15 protein-coding genes and 1 tRNA gene are annotated in these 21,358 nt (G+C 72.1%); 14 read left to right on the plus strand and 2 right to left on the minus strand.

Annotated features, from left to right (window positions below; translation table 11 throughout):
- The first annotated feature begins 33 nt into the window (after positions 1-33).
- Complete coding sequence (locus tag H629_RS0111095; RefSeq protein WP_024357327.1) at positions 34-2,265, plus strand: YhgE/Pip domain-containing protein; 2,232 nt, start codon at positions 34-36, stop codon at positions 2,263-2,265.
- 78 nt (positions 2,266-2,343) lie between these two features.
- A complete protein-coding gene (locus H629_RS0111100) occupies positions 2,344-2,913 on the plus strand; it encodes a TetR/AcrR family transcriptional regulator (protein ID WP_024357328.1) in 570 nt (189 codons plus the stop codon).
- A gap of 49 nt (positions 2,914-2,962) precedes the next feature.
- On the opposite strand, the gene H629_RS14620 is transcribed toward H629_RS0111100, so the two are convergent.
- Together H629_RS14620 and H629_RS0111110 are read right to left on the minus strand one after the other, a co-directional pair.
- Positions 2,963-3,442 carry a hypothetical protein gene (locus H629_RS14620; RefSeq protein WP_024357329.1) on the minus strand — a complete coding sequence of 160 codons (480 nt, stop codon included), beginning with the start codon at positions 3,440-3,442 and terminating at the stop codon, positions 2,963-2,965.
- 238 nt (positions 3,443-3,680) lie between these two features.
- The gene (locus tag H629_RS0111110; protein WP_024357330.1) at positions 3,681-4,883 is read right to left on the minus strand and encodes a pyridoxal phosphate-dependent aminotransferase; all 1,203 of its coding nucleotides are present in this window, start codon (positions 4,881-4,883) and stop codon (positions 3,681-3,683) included.
- A gap of 248 nt (positions 4,884-5,131) precedes the next feature.
- Between H629_RS0111110 and H629_RS0111115 the strand changes: the two genes are divergently transcribed.
- From H629_RS0111115 to H629_RS0111170, 12 genes are all read left to right on the plus strand, one after another.
- A tRNA-Trp gene (locus tag H629_RS0111115) sits at positions 5,132-5,207 on the plus strand.
- Positions 5,208-5,258: 51 nt separating this feature from the next.
- Entirely contained in the window at positions 5,259-5,534 is a 276-nt protein-coding gene (gene secE / locus H629_RS0111120; protein ID WP_024357331.1) for a preprotein translocase subunit SecE, read from the plus strand.
- Between the two features lie 55 nt (positions 5,535-5,589).
- Positions 5,590-6,390, plus strand: a complete 801-nt coding sequence (gene nusG / locus H629_RS0111125; RefSeq protein ID WP_024357332.1) for a transcription termination/antitermination protein NusG — start codon at positions 5,590-5,592, stop codon at positions 6,388-6,390.
- 286 nt (positions 6,391-6,676) lie between these two features.
- Complete coding sequence (rplK, locus tag H629_RS0111130) at positions 6,677-7,108, plus strand: 50S ribosomal protein L11 (RefSeq protein ID WP_017884363.1); 432 nt, start codon at positions 6,677-6,679, stop codon at positions 7,106-7,108.
- Between the two features lie 12 nt (positions 7,109-7,120).
- Positions 7,121-7,810 (plus strand): 50S ribosomal protein L1, encoded by a 690-nt coding sequence (gene rplA, locus H629_RS0111135; RefSeq protein WP_024357333.1) that lies wholly within the window; start codon positions 7,121-7,123, stop codon positions 7,808-7,810.
- A 154-nt stretch (positions 7,811-7,964) separates the two neighbouring features.
- Positions 7,965-9,101, plus strand: a complete 1,137-nt coding sequence (locus H629_RS0111140) for a serine/threonine-protein kinase (RefSeq protein WP_024357334.1) — start codon at positions 7,965-7,967, stop codon at positions 9,099-9,101.
- Positions 9,101-15,004 carry an Ig-like domain-containing protein gene (locus tag H629_RS0111145; protein WP_240471098.1) on the plus strand — a complete coding sequence of 1,968 codons (5,904 nt, stop codon included), beginning with the start codon at positions 9,101-9,103 and terminating at the stop codon, positions 15,002-15,004. The genes H629_RS0111140 and H629_RS0111145 overlap by 1 nt, the downstream gene beginning before the upstream one ends.
- A gap of 77 nt (positions 15,005-15,081) precedes the next feature.
- Complete coding sequence (locus H629_RS0111150; protein WP_051137889.1) at positions 15,082-16,083, plus strand: AAA family ATPase; 1,002 nt, start codon at positions 15,082-15,084, stop codon at positions 16,081-16,083.
- A complete protein-coding gene (locus H629_RS0111155) occupies positions 16,080-17,465 on the plus strand; it encodes a DUF58 domain-containing protein (RefSeq protein ID WP_024357337.1) in 1,386 nt (461 codons plus the stop codon). The genes H629_RS0111150 and H629_RS0111155 overlap by 4 nt, the downstream gene beginning before the upstream one ends.
- On the plus strand, positions 17,462-19,909 hold the full coding sequence (locus H629_RS0111160; protein ID WP_024357338.1) for a TgpA N-terminal domain-containing protein: 2,448 nt from the start codon (positions 17,462-17,464) through the stop codon (positions 19,907-19,909). The genes H629_RS0111155 and H629_RS0111160 overlap by 4 nt, the downstream gene beginning before the upstream one ends.
- Before the next feature lie 53 nt (positions 19,910-19,962).
- The gene (locus H629_RS0111165) at positions 19,963-20,760 is read left to right on the plus strand and encodes a PP2C family protein-serine/threonine phosphatase (protein WP_240471099.1); all 798 of its coding nucleotides are present in this window, start codon (positions 19,963-19,965) and stop codon (positions 20,758-20,760) included.
- On the plus strand, positions 20,757-21,323 hold the full coding sequence (locus H629_RS0111170) for a hypothetical protein (protein ID WP_024357340.1): 567 nt from the start codon (positions 20,757-20,759) through the stop codon (positions 21,321-21,323). Before H629_RS0111165 ends, H629_RS0111170 begins: the two co-directional genes overlap by 4 nt.
- Positions 21,324-21,358: the final 35 nt, after the last annotated feature.

Here is a 21,358-nt window from a genome sequence, read left to right on the forward strand (position 1 = left end):
CGGCCGCGCGCCGCAGCAGCAGAAGGAACCCCCATGTCACTGTTCACCCGCAGCACCGAGCTGAAGCGCTTCCGCCAGGGCACCCTGCCGAAGATCGCCCTCGGCGTGCTGCTCGTCATCCCCCTCATCTACGGCGCCCTCTACCTGTGGGCGTTCTGGGCACCCACCGACCACCTCGACAAGCTGCCCGTCGCGATCGTCAACCTCGACGAACCCGCGGCGAAACCCGACGGCTCCCAACTCGCCGCCGGCGACGACGTGCTCGAACAGTTGCAGGAAGGAGGAGACCTCGACTGGCAGCCGCTCGACGCCGACGCGGCAGCGCGCGCCGTCGGCGACGGCGACGTCTACTTCTCCGTCACCATCCCGCGCGACTTCTCCAGCACTCTCGCAGGCCTGCAGGACGACCCCAAGGCCGGGCAGATCGAAGTCGTCTACAACGACAACAACTCCTTCCTCGCCTCGACCCTCGGCAAGCAGGCCATGGTGCAGCTGCGCGATGCCGTGGGCGAGACCGCCACCCAGACCGCGGCCGAGCAGGTGCTCGTGGGCGTCGAGAAGCTGAGTGACGGCACCCGCAAAGCCGCCGACGCGGCCGGCACCCTCGAAACCGGCACCGCGCAGGTGGCAGCAGGCAGCAGCAAGCTCAGCGCCGGCCTCGGCGAACTCGCCGAGGGCACCGCGCAGATCTCGGCGAAGTCGCCCGAACTCGTCGCCGGCACCCAGCGGCTCGCCAGCGGAGCCGATCGCGCCCGTGACGGCAGTGCGCAGCTCAGCGCCGGGGCCGGCACGCTCGCGTCGAAGACCGCCGAGCTGGCGACGGGCAGCCAGGCCCTCGCCGACGGTACTCACACGCTCGTGGGCGCGGGCACGAACCTCGCCGACGGCGCGAGCTCGCTCTCAGACGGGCTCTCCCAGCTCAGCGCCGGTGCGGCGCAGCTCGACTCCGCGGCAGCCACGGCATCGAGCGGCGCCGCGGGCGTGAGCGCCGGTGCGGCGCAGCTCGCCACGGGCGCCGAGAACATCGCAGCGCTCGCCGCCGCGAACCCGGCGATGACACTCGCAGAACTCGACGCCGCGCTGCAGTCGCGCGGCACCTCGCTCCAGGCCTTTGCCGCCGGTGCGGGCCAGGTCCGTGACGGGTCCGCGCAGCTCGCCGACGGCACGACGCAGATTGCCGGTGGTGCCGCTGTTCTCAACGCCTCGCTGCAGCAGGCCTCCGGCGGTGCGCAGCTGCTCGCGGACGGCGCCGGTCAGCTGCGCGACGGGATCTCCCAGCTCGACGAGAAAACAGGCCTGCTCAGCACGGGTGCCGCCCAGCTCTCCGGCGGCGCTACCACCCTCGCCTCGAAAAGCGGGGAGCTCGCGAGTGGTGTGCAGCAGCTGTCGGACGGTGCGGGCGCGCTCGCTTCGAAGACGCCCGAACTCGCTGCCGGCGCCCAGAAGCTCGACGCCGGCGCGCAGCAGGCGAGCGAGAAGTCGCAGCAGCTCGCCGAAGGGGCCGGCAAGGTCGACGATGGTGCCGGAACCTTCGCGGAGCAGCTCGCCGACGGCGCCGCCGAAGCCCCCGACTTCGCCCCGGGCCAGGGCGACCGCATCGCCGAGACCATGGCGGCCCCGGTCGAGCTCGCCGAGCACACCGAGAACGAGGTGCAAGGCTTCGGTGAGGGCTTCGCCCCGTTCTTCATCGCGCTCGCCTCGTTCGTCGGGGCGCTCATCACCTGGCTGATTCTGCGGCCGCTGCCGCGCCGCCCGCTCGCCTCGAACGTGTCGGGTCTGCGGTCCGTGCTCACCGGCTTCTGGCCGGCTGCGCTCATCGGCGTCGGTCAGGTGGCCATCATGATGCTCGTGCTGGTGTTCGGCATCGGCATGCGCCCCGCGCACTGGATGGGCATGGCCGCGTTCATGCTGCTCGTCACCCTCGCCTTCCTGGCGCTGCAGCAGATGTTCATCGCGCTGCTCGGCACCGCGACCGGCCGGGTGGTGAGCCTTGTGCTGCTGATGCTCATGCTGTCCTCGTCGGGCGGCACCTACCCGGTCGAGACGACGCCCGCGTTCTTCCAGGCGCTGCACCCGTTCATGCCCGCCTCCTACGTGGTCGAGGGGCTGCGGCAGCTGATCGGCGGCGGCATCGACGCGCGGTTCTGGGGTTCGCTGCTCGTGATGGTCGGCGTGCTCGTCGGCTCGCTCGCGATCAGCGCAGTGGCGGCTCGACGGCAGAAGATGTGGACGATCAAGCGTCTGCACCCGGAGCTCGCGATCTGAGGCGCGCGATCACCCCGCCGCCGCGATCCTGTCGTTCGCGGGATCGGGCACGGCGGCGGGGTGCGAGAGGATAGGACCATGGCACGGGTGAACACGAAGCAGCTCATCACCGAGGCGGCGGTTCGCGTCGCCGCGCAGCAGGGGATCAGCGGTGCGTCGATGGATCAGATCGCCGAGGCCGCGGGAGTGGCGAAGGGCAGCCTGTACTACAACTTCTCGTCGAAGGACGCGATCTTCGAGCAGGTGATGCGCGACGGCTTCGAACGGCTCGGGGCCGCGGTCGACGAGGCGCGATCGCAGGCGGCGGGCGACCCGGCTCGCCTGCCGCGCGCGGTCGCCGCCGCCACCCTCGAGACCCTTCGGGGCAACCTCGACCTCGCCAAGCTCATGGCGTCCGAGATCTTCCGCACCGACCGGGCGTGGGCGGGCGCGATGGAGCTCGCCCGCTCCTCGGTCGTGGTGCGCTACCGAGACGTGCTGCGCGAGGCCGAAGCGGCGCGGGGCGGCCCCCGTGCGAGCGAGGAGATCACCGAGACCGCGGGCGCAGCCTTCTTCGGCGCGCTCGCGGGCGCCTGCCTCGACTGGCTCCTGTTCCGCCGCGATCAGAGCGTCGACCAGGTGCTCGACCAGGTGCTGCGCGGCTACTGAGGTCGACACCGAGGGTCGCGAGCGGCCCTCTCCGCCGCCCGGTCAGAGGCTAGCCGCTCCGAGACTGCGGCGTGCTTTCGCCGCCGTCGTGCGGGTGGGAGACGGGCGAGAGCCGTGCGGGCAGCTCGTAGACCCGCGAGTCGAGGGTGGCGATCTGCGCTGACAGGCGATCGTCGATTCGTGCTACTTGACCCGAAAGACGAGTGTCGAGCTCGCCGACTCGTGCGTCGAGCTTGCTGATCTGCGTGCCGAGGTTCGTCTCCACCTGGTCGATCCGGGTGTGGAGGTTCGTTTCGACTTGGTCGATCCGGGTGTGGAGGTTCGTTTCGACTTGGTCGATCCGGGTGTGGAGATCCGTCTCGACCTTGTCAATCCGCGCGCCGAGATTCGTATCGACCCCGTCTACGCGTGAGCCGAGGGCCTGGAACTGCGCCCCGACTCTCAGCTCGATGCGACGCACCGCGCCGAGTAGTGCCGTGAGAATGCTGAGGACGCCGAGCACGACGGTGATCAGTGTGGCGAAGTCCATGTCAGTTGCTCCAAACCCGCACGGCTTGAGACTGAAGAGTTGTCACCGATACTAGTCAGCATTCTGCTCCGCGTGGCCGGAGGGGTGTGATTGTGAGCAACTCGGTCGTTTCGGCGCTGATTCGAGACCTGTGGGCGGAGTGCCCGCCCGCGCAGCGCGGCGGATGCGCGAAGGGCCGGTCGGGATCGCGTGATCCAGACCGGCCCTTCGGCTCTGAGGGGCGGTGGCCCCGCAGGCGCTACTCGGAGAGCAGCGCCTGGATGCGGCGCACGCCCTCGACGAGCGCCTCGTCGCCCAGCGCATAGCTGAAGCGCAGGTATCCCGAGGGGCCGAACGCCTCGCCGGGAACCGCGGCGACCTCGGCCTCGGAGAGGATCAGGTCGGCCAGCTCGAGCGACGTCGTCGGGGTGACGCCGCGGATCTCGCGGCCGAGCGCACCGGTCACGTCGACGTAGGCGTAGAAGGCGCCCTCCGGCGTGGGGCAGTTGAAGCCGGGCACGCGGTTCAGCTCTTCGACGATGAGCTTGCGGCGGCGGTCGAAGGCGAGTCGCATCTGCTCGATCGGTTCCTGGGAACCGGTGAGCGCTGCGATGGCCGCGCGCTGCGCAATGTTGTTGACGTTCGAGCAGAGGTGCGACTGCAGGTTCGCCGCGCCCTTCATGACGTCGGCCGGCCCGACCATCCAGCCCAGGCGCCAGCCTGTCATCGCGTAGGTCTTCGCCACGCCGTTCACGAGGATCGTGCGGTCCTGCAGGGCCGGCACGGCCTCGACGATCGACACGGCGCGCACGCCGTCGTATACAAGGTTCTGGTAGATCTCGTCGGCGACGACCCATAGGCCGTTCGCCTCCGCCCACTCACCGATCGCCCGAGTCTCCTCGGGGGAGTAGACGGCGCCCGTCGGGTTGGAGGGGGACACGAAGAGCAGCACCTTGGTGCGCTCCGTGCGGGCCGCTTCGAGCTGTTCGACGGTCACCTTGTAACCCTGATCCGCGCCGGCGAACACCTCGACGGGCACGCCGTCGGCGAGCTGGATCGCCTCGGGGTAGGTGGTCCAGTACGGGGCGGGGACGAGCACCTCGTCGCCCGGATCGAGCAGCACCTGGAACGACTGGTAGACGGCCTGCTTGCCGCCGTTCGTCACGATCACCTGCGAGGCGGGCACATTCCAGCCCGAGTCGCGCGCGGTCTTCGCGGCGATCGCCTCGCGCAGCTCGGGCAGGCCCGTGGCGGCGGTGTAGCGGAAGTTCTTCGGGTCGTCGAGCGCTGCGCGGGCGGCGTCGACGATGTGCTCGGGGGTGGCGAAATCGGGCTCGCCTGCGGCGTAGCTGATCACGGGGCGGCCCTCGGCCTGGAGGGCCTTCGCCTTGGCGTCGACCTTGAGGGTCGCGGACTCGGCGATAGCGGCGATCTTCTTCGAAAGACGGGAGGTAGTGGTCACCTGGACAAGCCTACCCGCTGAAGGATGCCGGGAGCGGTGTCTCGGAGGGGGATCCCAGGTCGTGGCGGGCCGATCGGGCGCCGCGCCCGTCGCCGCGCACCGGGTCGGCGGCGAGGTGGCGCCGGGTCGGCGGCGAGGCGGCGCCGGTTCGACAAGCGGGGTCGGATCGCGTAGAGTGATCCACGGTGATTGACTTTCACCAAAATTTCTTATGCCCGCAGGGCAGACGGTGAGAGTCGCAATCCCATAGGGCGGTGGCGCAATTGGTAGCGCAGCGGTCTCCAAAACCGCAGGTTGCAGGTTCGAGTCCTGTCCGCCCTGCCACATCCCGCTCGGGGCGAGAGCCCCGGACGGGTGGATCGAAAGGACACGCGAGTGAGCAGCAGTGAAGTCGAGGAGAGCGGCGGCGGCCTGGTCGAGCGCGCCAAGGCTGATCGCGCTGCGAAGCGCAACTGGTTCAGCCGGATCGTCCTGTTCATCCAGCAGGTGATCGCCGAGCTGAAGAAGGTCGTCACTCCGACCCGCAAGGAGCTCATCAACTTCACCCTCGTGGTGATCGCGTTCGTCCTGATCATGATGGGCCTCGTGTGGGTGCTCGATCAGGCCTTCGGCTGGGTGACCGTCTTCATCTTCGGCACGCCGCTCGCCTGACCTGCGGGCCGGTGAGCGTCCGATCCCGAACCCCGATCAAGGAAAGCAAGAGCAGATGACGAGCGAGAACAACAACCCCGAGGCCGAGCTCGACGCGGCGCTCGACGCCCTGGTGCAGTCGACCGACCCGGTCGCCGACGCCGCGGTGGAGGATGCGCTCGACATCGACAGCGCCGAGGAGGCGGCTGCGGCTGCCAACGCGATCGTCGACGAAGAGGTCGAGGAGGAGGCCGAGTCGGCCGAGGATCCCTACAAGGCCTTCAAGAAGGACCTGCGCCGCCGCCCGGGCAAGTGGTTCGTGATCCACACCTACGCCGGCTACGAGCGCAAGGTGAAGTCGAACCTCTGGAACCGTCGCGAGACCATGGGTGCCGTGGATGACATCTACGAGATCCAGGTCCCCATGGAAGAGGTCATGGAGGTCAAGAACGGCCAGCGCAAGATGGTGACGCGCGTGCGCATCCCCGGCTACGTGCTCGTTCGCATGAACCTCACCGAGACCACCTGGTCGGTTGTGCGTCACACCCCCGGTGTGACCGGCTTCGTCGGCAACGCCCACAACCCGGTGCCGCTGCGCCTCAACGAGGCGTTCGAGATGCTCAAGAGCACCGTCGAGTTCGAGCCGGCCGCGGCCGCAAAGGGCAAGGCCGCAGCGAACGCCGCCGCGCAGGGCAACGTCGAGATCGACTTCGAGATCGGCGAGACCATCACCATCAAGTCGGGCTCCTTCGAGGGTCTGCCCGGCACGATCAGCGAGATCAACCCCGCCGCGGGCAAGCTCACGGTGCTCGTCTCGCTCTTCGAGCGCGAGACCCCGGTCGAGCTCAGCTTCGACCAGGTCACGAAGATGGTCTGATCCACGGCTTCTCCTGCGAAGGGCTCCGCTCCGGCGGGGCCCTTCGCGCGTTTCCCGGCCCTCTCTCGCCTCGCCGGTCCGGTCGTCGGTCCGGCTCGCCACCGATGGCGTGCGGGTCGCGGAGAGCGCGGGGTGCGGGATCGGGGCGGATCCGCTAGACTTGTCTGGTTTGCGTCTTCGCGCGTCTCATGGCGCGCGCGACGCAGGCGGACACCGCACTCCGGACCGGCCGGGGAACGCGGGAGAGCACGCGCAACCGCGCGGGTTCGATCGAAAGGAAACAATCATGGCAAAGGCCAAGAAGGTTACCGGTCTGATCAAGCTTCAGATCGCAGCCGGCGCCGCCAACCCGGCACCCCCCGTGGGTCCCGCGCTGGGTCAGCACGGCGTCAACATCATGGAGTTCTGCAAGGCCTACAACGCGGCCACGGAATCCCAGCGCGGCAACATCGTGCCCGTCGAGATCACGGTCTACGAGGATCGCTCGTTCACCTTCGTGCTCAAGACCCCTCCGGCAGCCGAGCTGCTGAAGAAGGCGGCTGGCGTGCAGAAGGGCTCCGGCACCCCCCACACCGTCAAGGTGGCGAAGGTCACCGCCGAGCAGGTCCGCGCGATCGCCGAGCAGAAGCAGGCCGATCTCAACGCGAACGACCTCGATGCAGCATCGAAGATCATCGCCGGCACCGCCCGCTCCATGGGCATCACGGTCGAAGGCTAAGGGGTAGGACACATGGCACAGAAGTCGAAGGCGTACCGCGCCGCTGCCGAGAAGATTCAGGCAGACAAGTTCTACACTCCCGCCGAGGCCGTGGCCCTGGCGAAGGAGACCGGTTCCACCAAGACCGACTCGACCGTCGAGGTCGCCGTCAAGCTCGGTGTGGATCCCCGCAAGGCCGACCAGATGGTGCGCGGCACCGTCAACCTGCCCCACGGCACCGGCAAGACCGCGCGCGTCATCGTGTTCGCGGTGGGCGCTGCTGCTGAGGCAGCCATCGCCGCCGGCGCCGACGAGGTGGGCGGCGACGAGCTGATCGAGAAGGTGGCCGCAGGCTACACCGACTTCGATTCGGCAGTCGCGACCCCCGAGCTCATGGGCAAGGTCGGTCGTCTGGGCAAGGTGCTCGGCCCCCGTGGTCTGATGCCGAACCCCAAGACCGGCACCGTGACCCCCAACACGGCGAAGGCCGTCGAGGAGATCAAGGGCGGCAAGATCGAGTTCCGCGTCGACAAGCACGCCAACGTGCACTTCATCGTCGGCAAGGCCTCGTTCTCGGCTGAGCAGCTCACCGACAACATCACCTCGGTGCTCGAGGAGATCTCGCGTCTCAAGCCGTCGTCGGCCAAGGGCAAGTACGTGCAGAAGGGCGCCGTTTCGACGACCTTCGGCCCGGGCATCCCGCTCGACGTCTCCGGCCTGTAAGGCTTCGCCCTCGGGCTGCGCCGCCCCCGCTCTTCTCGGAGAGCGGGGGCGGCGTTTTCGTTGTGCCGGCTTCTTTCCGACACCTGTCGGCGGAGGCCGTGATCGTGCTTTAGCATGGTGCATATGTTTCAGAGGGCGGCGAACGTGATCGGTCATGGCTGACGCGGCCGCGATCAGCCCCCCGCGCATCTCGGGCTTCAACTACGTTCAGCCGCTCGGTTCGGGCGGCTTTGCGCATGTGTACCAGTACGAGCAGAACATGCCGCGGCGCATGGTCGCCGTGAAAGTGCTCACCGGCAGCGAGCGCGCCGGGGCGATCGTCGCTTCGAACGAGGAGCGGTCGGCCTTCGAGGCCGAGGCCGACGCGATGGCGCGGCTGTCGAGCCACCCCTCCATCGTGTCGATCTTCGCGGCGAGCATCTCGAGCGACGGGCACCCCTATATTGCGATGGAGTTCTGCCCGGAGTCGTTCCGGCACCGGTCCAACGGCAACCCCATCCCGCTCGACGAGGTGCTCGATGCGGGGGTGCGCCTGGCGGGCGCCCTGGAGACCGCGCACCGCTCGGGGATCCTGCACCGCGACATCAAGCCCTCGAACGTGCTGCTCGCGACGACCGGCCGGCCGGTGCTGGCCGACTTCGGCATCGTGTCGCTGCGCGGCCAGATGCGCGGGGCGGGCACGAGCGAGGCGATGTCGATCCCGTGGGCGGCGCCCGAGGTGATCGAACGCACCACGGCGGGCACTCCCGCGAGCGAGGTGTGGTCGCTCGCGGCCACGCTCTACACCTTCGCGGCGGGCCGCTCGCCGTTCTCGCGCGAGAGCGGCACGAAGGACACGCGCAAGGCGATGAGCGCGCGCATCGTGCGCGCCGCCTACACTCCCGTGCCCGGCGCGCAGGGGTACGAGGCCTTCGACGGGGTGATGGCGGCGGCGATGACGAAGCAGCCGGAGCGGCGCTTCGCCTCGATGCAGCAGTTCGGCGAGGCCCTGCAGCAGTTGCAGCGGCTGTACGGCTACGACGTGACGCCGCTCGATGTGGTGCGCCAGGAGTGGATGCCGCAGACCGCCCCGGCGGCGGGGGTGCGGGGACCGGTGGTCTCCAGCGTGCGGCCCGAGGGGCGTGCGAGTCGGCGTGCGGATCTCGAACGGGATCGCGCAGCGGCTGCCGGCCCCCGCAGTGCGCGCGGTGAGCGCGGCACGGTGCTGCGGCCGGTGCTGATCGGCGCGGGCTCGGCGGTGGGCGTGCTGCTGGTGGCGGTGGCGCTGTTCGCCCTGGTGGGCGGTCGCTGATGGCACGCGGAGGCCGCTCGCCGGGCCGTCGATCGCGCCTGATCACCTGGATCTCTGGGGCCGCAGCGCTGGCGATGATCGCGACGATCGCGGTGGTGGCGGCGGGTTACGACGCCCGTGAGACTCCGCGCGAGGAACCCGCCGTGTGGGCGATGCGCGGCTCCGGCCAGTACGCGCGCGTGAACACGCTCACTGGCGAGATCGACACGGTGCGCCGGGTCGACGATCCGAGCGGCGTGCTGCAGTCGGGATCGCGCGGCGCCGTGCTGAGTCACGGCGACGGCCGCATCTGGGGCATCGATCCGACGATGCCGCGCGACCTCATCGAAGACGGCGGATCTGCGCAGCCGGAAGGCGAAGCCGAGACGGCGGCCTCGGCGCCGTCCGGCGAGGCGGCGGCGTCCCGCACCCCGGAGGGCACCCGCGATACGCTGGCATCGGGCGACGCGGTGCTCTTCCGCACGGCGGACGGGGACGTGTTCCTGTCGCGCTTCGGCGAGGGCGCCGAGCGCGGCCTCTCGGATCCGGTGTTGCTCGATCCGCTCGCCGACGTCGAGACGGAGGCCGAGGATCAGGAGCCGGGCGGCACGTCGGAGGAGAACCCGGGCTTCTCGTCGAGCGCCGTCGCGCTCGATGAGCAGGGGCGGGCGTTGCTGTTCTCGGCGGAGACCCGCGAGCTGCGCTGGTACGACATCGAGCGCGAGCGCTTCACGCGAAGCGAGAAGGCTCCCGAGGGTGTGCCCGGTGAGGGCGTGCAGCTCGCGATCGTGGACGGCCGATGGGTGCTGTTCGACGCGGAGTCCGGTCGCCTCTGGTGGGAGGGAGCCGAGCGGCCGGTCGAGTTCGACGCCGGCGCCGGCGCGCTGCTGCAGGCGTCGAGCACGGACGGCGCCGAAGCGCTCGTGGCCGATGGATCCGGTCTCTGGGGCGTGACGGCGCAGCGCGCAGAACGCCTCGAAGAGGCCGACGGCGTCCCGGTGCAGCCGATCGAGTTGGCGGGCGTGCGCTATGCGGCGTGGCTGGGCCAGAACGGCGCGCGGCTGTGGTCGTCGGCGGAGGGCGCCGCGCCGCTCGAACTCGACGGGGCGGTGGACATGCCCGGGCAGCCGGACCCGGTGTTCCGCTCGAACGGCACGAGCGCGCTGCTCTCCGAGCAGGTCACGGGCATGATGTGGACGCTGCCGGAGGGCCGGCTGATCCCCGTCGAGCAGTGGTCGCTCGTCGACCCGCCGAAGGAGCGCAGCGGTGCGGTGGTCGTCGACGACGTCACCGAGCAGGAGCCGCCCGTGGCGGTCTCCGACGAGTTCGGCGTGCGAGCCGGTGAGCCGGCGCCGCTGCCGGTGCTGCTCAACGACTTCGATCCGAACCGCAAGGACGTGCTCACGATCGTCTCGGAGGGGCTCGCGGCAGACCTGCCGGAGTCGTTCGGCACGGTCTCGATGATCACTGATGCGCAGTCGCTCGTGGTGCAGCCGAGCCCGGACGCGAAGGGCACGGCGACGTTCAGCTACCGGGTCACCGACGGCGTGCTCACCTCGGAGCCCGCCACCGTCACCCTGACCGTCGTCGGCGACGACACGAACACCGCCCCCCAGTGGTGCCCGGTGCAGGGTTGCCAGCGGGCGTGGCCGAGCCCCGAGCTCGCGCCTGGGGGCACCCTGGTGCTGCCGATCCTGGAGGGCTGGGTCGACCCCGACGGCGATCCGATGATGCTGGAATCCGCCGAGCCCGCGAACCCGGGCGACCCGGTGCGGGCCCTCGTCACCGCAGACGGCCGCCTGGCGCTGCGCCACACCGACCCCAACGCGCCCGACAGCGACGTGGCGGTGCGGGTGACGGTCGCCGACTCGCGCGGCGAGCGGACCGAGCGCGAACTGAGCGTGCAGATCCGCAGCAATGCGCAAGCGGAGATGGCCGCCATCGCCGCGACGGCCCAGGTGAATGCGCCGCTGGCGGTACGCCCGCTGTCGCGCATCGTGGGCGGCTCCGGATCATACGCCCTGGTCGACGCGAGCGTGCAGACGGGGTCGGCGACCGCGGCGGTCAACGCCGGGGCCGGCACGATCGAGGTCACGGCGAAGGAGCCGGGGGTGACCGTCATCGCGCTGACGGCGCGCGACACGGGGACCGAGGCCGAGATCTCGGGCACGCTGCGCGTCACCGCGGTCGAGGCGCGGCCGAAGCTCGGTCTGCCGCCTCTGCGCGCCTTCGTGCGCCCCCTCGCCGACACCACCGTCGACGTGCTCGACGCTGTGCCCGGCGCGAACGGCCGCGCCCTCGTGGTGCGGGCCGCGAACGTGGTGGATGGCGAGCTGCGCGCCGACGTGATCGAGCACGCGCGGGTGCGGGTCTCCGGCAGCACCCCCGACGGCGCCCCCGGTCGCATCGGAGCGGCCGACGTGTCGGTGGCCGAGGGCGTCGACACCGCGGTGGGGCGTCTGACCGTCTTCCAGGTGCCGGACACCGGCTCGGTCGGTGCGATCGCCGTGGCCGACGCCGCGACGGTGCGCGCGGGGGCGGTCGCCGACATCCCCGTGCTCGAGAACGATGTGGCGCCGCCCGGGCAGCGCCTCGTGCTGCACCCCGAGGTGGGCGGTTCCGGCGCGAAGGGCGAGCTCGCCTTCGCCTCCGGCAACACGCTGCGCTACCTCGCGCCGACCGAGCCCGGCACCTACACGCTCAGCTACACCACGTACAGCGCGAGCTCGCCCGAGGCGAGCGACGTGGGGCAGGTGCGGGTGACCGTGCTGCCGCGCGACGGCAACCGCGCCCCCCAGCCGCGCACGCTCACCGTCAGGCTCGCGCCCGGCGAGCGCGCCACCGCGCAGGTGCCGCTCTCCGGGGTCGACCCCGACGGCGACCGCGTGCGTCTGACCGGGGTGAGCGCGTCGGACGACGCTCAGGTCTCGGCGACGCTCTCGCCCCGCAGCTCGGCCGTGCAGGTGGAGGCGTCGAAGAAGGCCGAGCCGGGACTGCGCATGATGCAGTACGCCGTGCGCGACGAGTTCGGCGGCACGGCCGAGGGTCGTCTGCGCGTGATCGTCACCGAGGCCGACCCCGCAGGCGGTGCGCCGATCACCTACAGCGACTACGTGCGTCTCGCGAAGGGGGCGGACGAGCCTGCTGTGGTGCGTCCCCTCGACAACGACATCGACCCCGCGAACGGCGAGCTCGAACTGCTCGAGGTGGTGCCCAACGTGCCGGGCGGCCGGGAGTCGCCGCAGTATCGCGCCCTGCTCGAACGCCTCGACACCTCGGAGCTCGACCAGGGCCGGGTTGCGGTGCGGGGCGGCGACGATCTCGGCACTGTCTCGTATCGGTACACGGTGCGCTCGTCGAAGAGCACGAGCACGGCCGACGGGCTGATCGTGGTGCAGGTGTCGGCGCGCGTGGGTCAGCAGGCGCCCACCGTGATGGACACCGTGCTTTCGGCGAGGGACCGCGCCGAGCTGGAGCGCGGCGGCGTCGACGTGGTCACCGACCGCGTCTACTGGGCGGCCGGCGATGCGCGCTCGCTGCAGATGACGGTGTGGGGCTCCGCGGCGGATCGCTTCTCCTCGAGAGGGAACCGGATCGTCGGCGAGTACCGCGCCGAGGGCGACCTGGTGCCCTTCAAGCTCTCCGGGGTCGATCTCACCGGGCAGGAGGTCGAGTCGTTCGGCTTCCTGGTGGTGCCGCCCCTCGACGAGCTGCGGCTGACGCTCAAGCCCGGCCTCGCGCCCATCAGGGTCGACGAGGGCAAGTCCGTCGATGTGGCGCTCGCCGACGTCGTCGATCTCGCGGCGGGCGATGAGGCCGAGTTCAAGGTCGGGGCGTTCCCGACGCAGCGCGCCCAGGCGAGCTGCTCGGCGAAGGACGCGACGGGACTCAGCTATGCGGCGGGCAAAGAGCCCCCCTGGGTCGACACCTGCGTCGTCTCGGTGAAGCTCACCGAGCAGAGGGCGTGGACCCACCTCGCGCTGCCCGTCGAGATCGTGCCGAACTCGCCGGTCGCCGAGTTGGAGACGCTCACCCGCACGGTCGCGCCCGGCGCCTCTGAGACGATCAACCTGCTCGACATGGTGCGCTGGCAGGGCGGCCGCGAGGGCAAACCGGGCGATCTGAGGTTCAGCGTGAGCGGCGGCGGGGGCAGCTTCGAAGTGGTGCCCTCCGGCCAGCAGCTGAGCGTCACGGCCCGCGCGGATGCGGTGCCGGGCGGCCAGGACGCGCTGGTGGTCACGGTCTCGGGCGCCGGCGAGAGCCAGGCGCCGCTCACACTGCGCGTGGGCGAGGCCGCGAAGGACACTCCGCGCGGTGCCACCGTGCAGCTGAACTGCACGGTGGGGTCGAGCTGTCAGGCGGCGCTCATCGGCGCGCCGGGCGAGCACGATCCCTTCGCGGGCAAGAGCGGCGGCGGGCTGAAGCTGGAGGCCGTCTCGGGCGGATCGTGCGCCGTGGGAACGTTCCAGGCCACGGGGGGCTCGGTGACGGTCGACTGGCCGAACGGTGCGAAGGGCGCCGGCGGCAAGTGCACGGCATCGTTCACCGTGCGCGACGCTCAGAACCGCACCGGCGAGGGCGTCATCGAGCTCGACGCGCAGGGCGTGCCGCGCCCGCCGGCCGCGATCTCGGCGGTCTCCTACACCTCGAACTCGGTGACACTCCGGGTGACGCTCAGCGGCGAGGCCTCGCACCCTGCGACCGAGGGCGTGCGCCTGCGGATGGACGGAGCGGGGCATCCGGCCAGTTGCAGCGGATCTGGCGCCTCCTACGACTGCGTGGTGAGCGGCCTCGCCAACGGCGAGAAGCACAGCTTCACCGCGGTGGCCTTCAACTCGGTGGGCGAATCGGAGCCGACCGCGAACGCCGCCCCGGCCTGGGCGTACGAGCGGCCCGAGCAGCCGCGGGTCGACGCGAAGCAGGTCTCGGCGGAGTCGCCGGACACCGGCACGGTGAGGCTGGATATCGCCGGCAAGGCGGGCACGAGCGGGTTCCGGATCGTGACGCCCGCCGGCACGACGACTCTGAGCGGGCAGAGCGGCACCGCGAGGATCGCGAGCCTGCCCGTCGGCGGGGCCGAGATCTCGGTCGTGCCGCTGAGCGCGCACGAACCCCCGAGCGGCGACTCCGCGGAGGGGTCGAACTGGGTCGACACCGTGCCGGTGACGGGGCGGCCCATCGTCTCGATCACGGCGGGGAGCTCGGAGCAGGGCAGCAGCCAGGCGACGGTGATCGTGACCGTCGATTCGCGCGGCGCCCCCGAGGCGAGGTGGGGTGTGAGCACGGGCGGCGGCTGCAGCCCGAGCACCTCCGGCGACGGCGGCACGAAGTCCGTGACGGGCACGGCCTACCACCCGCTCGAGGTGACGGCCTGCGCCGAGAACAAGTGGGGGGCCGCCCTCACCACCGCCTCGGTGGTCGTCAACGTCGGCGGCACGCCTCCGCCGCCCGTGGTCGAGTCGGGGTACACGATCCGCACGACCCCCACGGTGTCAGGATCGGTCGCGAGCTACGACTTCGCCGCAGGCCCGACAGTGTCGGCGAACGCGGGCCACACCCTCGACTTCCGCGTGAACGGTGCGAGCGTCGGCGGCGCCTTCCCCGCGACGGTGACGGCCGGTTCCGCCTACAGCGTCGCGCAGTGCAAGAACGGGGTGTGCTCCGAGGCGGTCTCCATCACCGGCAATGCGCCCGGCCCCGTGACCGTCGATCTCAGCGGCTGCATTCCCTCCACCGCCACCACGGCGGAGCTGCGCGCCCGCATCTCCGAGCATGCTCGCTCCTCGGGCTTGCCGAGCTTCGATCACGCCGCCGGCACGCTCACCGTGAACTGGATGGGGCCATACGAGAACCTCGGCATGCTGACTGCTTCGGTCTGCGCCGAGCCGGATCCGGAGCCGCCCCCGGGCCCCGAAAGCCCCTGACCGCCGGCCGCTCACCGAGATCCACCTGCCGCACCGCCACCCGCGCCCGCCCCGTCCGCAACACGAAGGAACCCAAGATGACACCTCAGCCGAACCTCGCGGCCGCCGCCACGATCGGCCCCATCACCGATGAGCGGGCCCGCTGGGCCAGCGACGCCGTGCGCACCGTCGCCGACGCCATCGAGGTGGCGATCCAGGGCAAGCGCCGCGTGATCGAGCTGGTCGTCGCCACCGCGATCGCGGGCGGGCACGTGCTGCTCGAGGACGTGCCGGGCACCGGCAAGACCGCTCTCGCCCGCGCGCTGGCGAAGACGATGCACGGCACCTCGTCGCGCATCCAGTTCACCCCCGATCTGCTGCCGGGCGACGTGACCGGCATCACGGTCTACGACCAGAAGCAGGGCATCTTCGAGTTCCACGCCGGGCCGATCTTCGCGAACGTGGTGCTGGCCGACGAGATCAACCGGGCGAGCCCGAAGACCCAGTCGGCGCTGCTCGAGGTGATGGAGGAGCACCAGGTCACGGTCGACGGTCAGACGCACCGCGTGGGCGACCCCTTCCTCGTGATCGCCACGCAGAACCCCGTCGAGCAGGCGGGCACCTACCGGCTGCCCGAGGCCCAGCTCGACCGCTTCATGATCAAGACCTCGATCGGCTACCCCGACGAGGCGGCCATGATGCGCATCCTGCAGCAGATCGCCGGCACCCCGGAGGTGCCGGCCGTGATGAACGTGGGCACGCTCTCCCAGCTGCAGCAGTTCTCGCGCGCCGTCTCGGTGAGCCCGCTCATCGCGTCCTACGTCTCCGAGCTCGTCGAGGCCAGCCGTCGTGCCGGCGAGGTGCGTCTCGGCGCGAGCGTGCGCGGTGCGCTCTCGCTCGTGCGCATGGCGTCGGCGTGGGCGCTCGTCTCGGGTCGCCCCTACATCACGCCCGACGATGTGCGCGAGCTCGCCATCCCGGTGCTCGCCCACCGTCTCGTGCTCGAGCCCGAGGCCGAGTTCGAAGGGGTGACGGCCGAGGCCGTGATCGGCCGGATCCTCATCGACACCCCTGTGCCGCAGGAGAACGGCACGGCGTGAGCGACGAGAGTACCCGGGGTCGCCTGTTCCGCACCGCGACGCGCGGGATGCGGCATACGCGGGGCACCCGGACGGCGTCGCGTCTCGGCGAGACGCGCACCTCGACGCGGGCGCTGGATCCGGTGCAGCGGCGCCGTGTCGTCGCGCGCCGGTGGTGGCGGCGCACGCGCCGCCGGGCGGGCCGTGCCTGGCGGGGAGTGACGCAGGCCGTCACCCCGCTGGGCTGGTTCGTGCTCGCGCTGACGGCGAGCGGTGCGGTGCTGGGGGTCGCGTTCTCGTGGATCGAGGCGTGGTTCGCCGCGGTGGTGGGCGGGCTGCTGCTCGTCATCGCCGCCCCGTTCCTGGTGGGCAGCCGCGCCTATCGCGTGCGGCTCCTGCTCGACCGGCGCAGTGTCACGGTGGGCGGTGAGGTGCAGGTGCGGGTGATCGTCGAGAACGGCGGATCCCGGCCCGCGCTGCCCGCAGTGGCCGAGCTGCCCGTGGGACCGGCGCTGCGGGAGCTCACGGTGCCGTTCATCGGGCCGGGAGCCTCGGTGGAGCTGCCGGTGCGGGTGCCGGCTGCACGGCGGGGCGTAGTGCCGGTGGGGCCGCTCACCGTGGCCCGCCGCGACCCCGTCGGGCTGCTGCGGCGCGAGGTGACCTGGCCGGAGCGGCATCTCGTGCACGTGCATCCCGCGATCGCCGTGCTGCCGCCGAACTCCGCGGGGCTCGTGCGCGATCTCGAGGGCACGTCGAGCCGACGGCTCACCGACTCAGACCTCTCGTTCTACGCGGTGCGCGAGTACGCCCGCGGCGACGCCATGCGGCACGTGCACTGGAAGTCGACGGCCAAGACGGGCACGCTCATGGTGCGGCAGTACGAGGAGTCGCAGACGGCCCGGGTCGCCGTGCTCTTCGATGCGATCCGCGAGGAATACCAGAACGACGACGAGTTCGAGCTGGCGGTGAGCGTCGCGGCGTCGATCTCGGTGCAGGCGGTGCGGGAGGGGCGGGAGCGCTTCGTCGCATCGGCGTGGGCGCCGGGCCGGGTTCGGCCCAGCATCGATGGTCTCGAGGAGCTGCCGTCGCGCGACCCGCAGCAGCTGCTCGACGCGTGGGCGGAGCTGGAGGCGGCGCCCGACGGGGTGCCGTTCGAAGCGCTCGCCCGAGGGCTCGCGCAGTCCCGTCGCCCGCTGTCGATCGTGGCGATCGTGACGGGGTCCGGCGCCGATCTCGCGCGGATCCGTCGGGCTGCCGTCGCGTTCGCCCCCGACGTGCAGGTGCTCGCGGTGCGCTGCGATCTGCACGCCGAGCCGCGCGCGCAGCGCATCGATCCGCTCACCGTGTTCACCGTCGGCGCCCTCGGTGATCTGCCCCAGCTGATGGTCAGGGGTGCGCGGTGACGGCGGATCGCGCGGCGGTCCGAGCCGTCTGGGGCGCGCTGGCCGCCGCGCTGGCTCTCGCGCTCGGAGTGTGGGCGGCTTGGCCGATCTACCGCACGCCCTGGCTGTGGGCGGTGGCGGCCGCGGCGCTGATCCTCGGCACCGGGATCGCGTGGCTGCGGGAGCGGCTGCGCTGGGGTGCGGTGGTGCTCGCCGCGGTGGCGCTGGGCGTCTTCGCGCTCACGGTCGTGCCGGTCGCGGTGCCGGAGGCGATGCCGGGGGCGCACGGCGGCGGTCTGCTGCGGGGCCTGCTCGACGGTCTCGCGGCCGTCGCGCTGGGCTGGAAGCAGCTGCTCACGCTGACCCTGCCCGTCGGCAGCTATCGCACGGTGCTCGTGCCCGCCTATGTGGTCTTCCTGCTCACGGCGCTGCTCGTGGGGATCCTCGCCCGGCGCAGTGCTCGCGCGGCGGTCTTCGCCGCCGCCCCGATGCTCGCGCCGGTCGCCTTCGGTACCGTCTTCGGGGCGTCGCAGCTGAGCGCACCGCTGCACCTCGGGGCGTTCACGGTCGTCGCGCCCCGCGAGATCGGCCTGTGGCTGGCCGCGGCGACGGTCGCCGCGATCTGGGTGGCGCTGGTCTCGGGCGAGGAGCGCCGGGCGGCGCTCAGGCTCGGTCGCGCCGCCGACGGTGCGGTGCGCAGCCGGGGCGGGGCGCTGCGCCCCCTCGTCGGGGGCGGCATCGTGGTGCTCGCCCTCTTCGCCGGCGGTGCGCTCGCGCCCGTGCTCGACGCCGACGCTCGCGCGGTGCCGCGCGACCGCATCGATCCCGAGCTGGTGGTGCGCGAGCGCCCGAGCCCGCTGGCCGACTACCGCAGCTCGAAGCGCGACGACGCCCTCGACGCCCCGCTCTTCTCGGTGTCGTCTTCGGGGGCGCTGCCGGAGCGGCTGCGCCTCGCCGTGCTCGACGCCTACGACGGCGTCGACTTCCACGTGGGCGAGGCCGCGGCGGGCCGCTTCACCCGGTTCCCGAGCGGGGCCGGCGTGACCGACCCCGCCCGGGTCTCGGTGCGCGTCGAGGAGGGCTACTCGGACATCTGGGCGCCCACGGCCCCGCTCGGCAGCCCGCCGGTGTTCGCGGGCCCGCGCGCCGATGCGCTCGCGGATGCCTTCTACGTGAACCGCGAGACGGGCGGCGCGATCGCCGTGCCGGGTGCCGGCGCATCCTCCGCCGGGCTCGCCGCGGGCGACGGCTACACGGCCGAGATGCAGACCTCCGCAGACCCGGGCCTCGATCGCATCGGCGAGCCCGGCGCCCCGCGCTTCGACGTCGAGACCGCGCCGGAGCTCGGGGCGTGGATCGATCGCCAGCAGCAGCCGGGCGACGCCGCAGGCCTCGCCGAGCTCATCGAGCGGCTGCGCCAGCGCGGCTACCTCAGCCACTCGATGAGCGACACCGAGGGCGAGCGCCTGTGGCTGGAGCGGCTGGGCGAGCGGTACGGCACCGTCTTCGAGTCGAGCGCCGGCGGGCACTCCCTGTCCCGCATCGAGCGGCTCTTCGAGCAGCTCAACACCCAGCAGTCCGCCGCGGGGGAGTCGGCTTCGACGGCGCAGCTCGTCGCGGGGGTCGGCGACGACGAGCAGTTCGCGACGGCTGCGGCGCTCATCGCGCGCGCACTCGGCTACGACGCGCGGGTGGTGGTCGGGGTGCGCCTCGGCGATGCGGATCGCGGCGTCGACGGCGTCCCCGCCTGCGAGGCCGAGTGCACGGGCGAGCATCTCGCGGCCTGGATCGAGGTGCGCGGCGACCGCGGCGAGTGGGTGCCGTTCGACGTGACCCCGCAGCTCGAGCAGCGCCCCGAGCGTCTGGAGCAGGGCGAGCAGCTGCCCGAGTTCCCGACGACGCCGGAGGAGCGCGACGCTCGGGAGGCGGATCCGCCGGTGGGTCTCGGGGATCAGGGCGAGAGCGACGATCCCGACGACCCCGCCCGGGGCGAGTCGGCGCTGTGGCCCGTGGTGCGCGCCGTGGGGCTGTCTCTCGCGGCCCTGCTGCTGCTCGCGGCCCCGCTGCTGTTCCTGCCCCTCGCGAAGCGGGTGCGGGCGCGTCGCCGGCGCACGGAGCGGGTGCCCGAGTTGCGCGCACTCGGCGCCTGGGCGGAGATGCTGGATCGCGCTCGCGACGCCGGCGTGCCGGTGCCGGCGAACGCGGCTCGCAGCGAGGTCGCGGCGGTGCTGGGCACGGCGCCCGCGCGGTGGGCCGCCGCTCAGGCGGATCGCGCGGTGTTCTCGCCGATCGGCATCGACCCCGGTACCGTCGAGCAGCTGTGGGCGGCGGCGGACGCCGACCGGGCGGAACGGACGGCGGGGATGACCGTGTTCGCCAGGCTGCGCGCGGCGTACTCGCTGCGCTCGTACGGAATCGGAGCGGGGCAGCGCAGCGCGGCGCCCCGGGGAAGCGAGCAGGGATGAGCGGGGCGCCGAACGCGCGGGCCGAGGGGCGACCCCCGGTGATCGAGGCTGCGATGAGCACGGACACCGGCCTGCGCCGCGCCGTCAACGAGGATCTGGCGCTCGCGCAGGAGCCGGTGTTCGTGGTGGCCGACGGCATGGGCGGTCACTCGGCCGGAGACCTTGCGAGCGCCGCCGCGATCGGCGCCTTCGCCGAGCTGGCACGGCTCGGAGGCACCCGGCGGTTGGCGATCGCCGACGTGGATGCGGCGCTCGAGGCGGCCCGCCGCGCGGTCGATGTGATCTCGCAGGAGGCCGAGCGCGGAGCGGGCTGCACCCTGACGGGCGCCGTGCTCGTGGAGCACGACGGGGAGCCGTACTGGTACGTGATCAACGTGGGCGATTCGCGGGTCTACCAGCACCGGGGCGGCAGCCTCGCCCAGATCACCGCGGATCACTCGCTGTACGCCGAGCTCACGGCGGCGGGGCACGCCGACGCGGCGACCGCGCCGCGCAACGTGATCACGAGGGCGCTCGGCTCGGATGACGCCCGCCACGACGGCTGGCTGCTGCCCCCGCGCACCGGCCTGCGCCTGCTGATCTGCTCGGACGGGCTCACTTCCGAGCTCGCCGATGAGGAGCTGCGAGCCGTGCTCACGGAGGGCGGCCGGGTCGGCGCGGTGGCCGAGGATCTGGTGCGCCGGGCCTGCGCGGCCGGCGGCCGCGACAACGTGACCGTGGTAGTGGTGGACACGATCTCGGACGGGCGCTCGCCGGGGCCGGCGGAGGAGCCGCTGCCGCAGCCCGAGGACACGGACGACGACGAGGTGGACGAGAACACGCTCGAGGTGACGAGGCCGGTGACGGAATGACGGACGAGACTGAGCGCGCCGACGGCACGATCGACGCCGACGACACCCTCTCGGTGCCGCGGAGCGGGGGACTGGGCGGGCCCGGGGCTGCTGCGGGCGTTGGCGCCGAGCCGGATGATGCGACGGTGGTGGTGCGGCGTGCGGCTGCGGCCGAGCCGGATGATGCGACGGTGGTGGTGCGGCGTGCGGCTGCGGCCGAGCCGGATGATGCGACGGTGGTCGTGCCGCGCCGCCGCGACCCGCGTCCACCTGCACCTGCAGCTGCACCCGTGCCCGTGCCCGAGGAGGACGCGGCGCGTCCGTGGAACGGCGTCGCTCTGACACGGGTGTACGGTCCGCGCAGTGCCCGGCATCGGGCCGAGCGGGCGGGCATCGACGAGGTGCAGCAGCGCGTCGGCGCTCCTCCCGGGGCCGGGGCCGACGCGCTGCCCGAACGCGCCCTCCTGCCGTCCCTCGCCCGACGCGCGCGCCGATCCCGCATCGTCACGCTCTCCGCCTACGCCGCGACGGTCGCGCTGTCGCTGCTCGGCCTGTGGGGGGTGGCCCGCCTGGCGTTCGGCTGAGCCCGCGCGAGCCCGTCGCGGGCGGGCGCGGACCT

The sequence above is a fragment of the Leucobacter chironomi DSM 19883 genome, from assembly GCF_000421845.1.
Classification (GTDB): domain Bacteria; phylum Actinomycetota; class Actinomycetes; order Actinomycetales; family Microbacteriaceae; genus Leucobacter; species Leucobacter chironomi.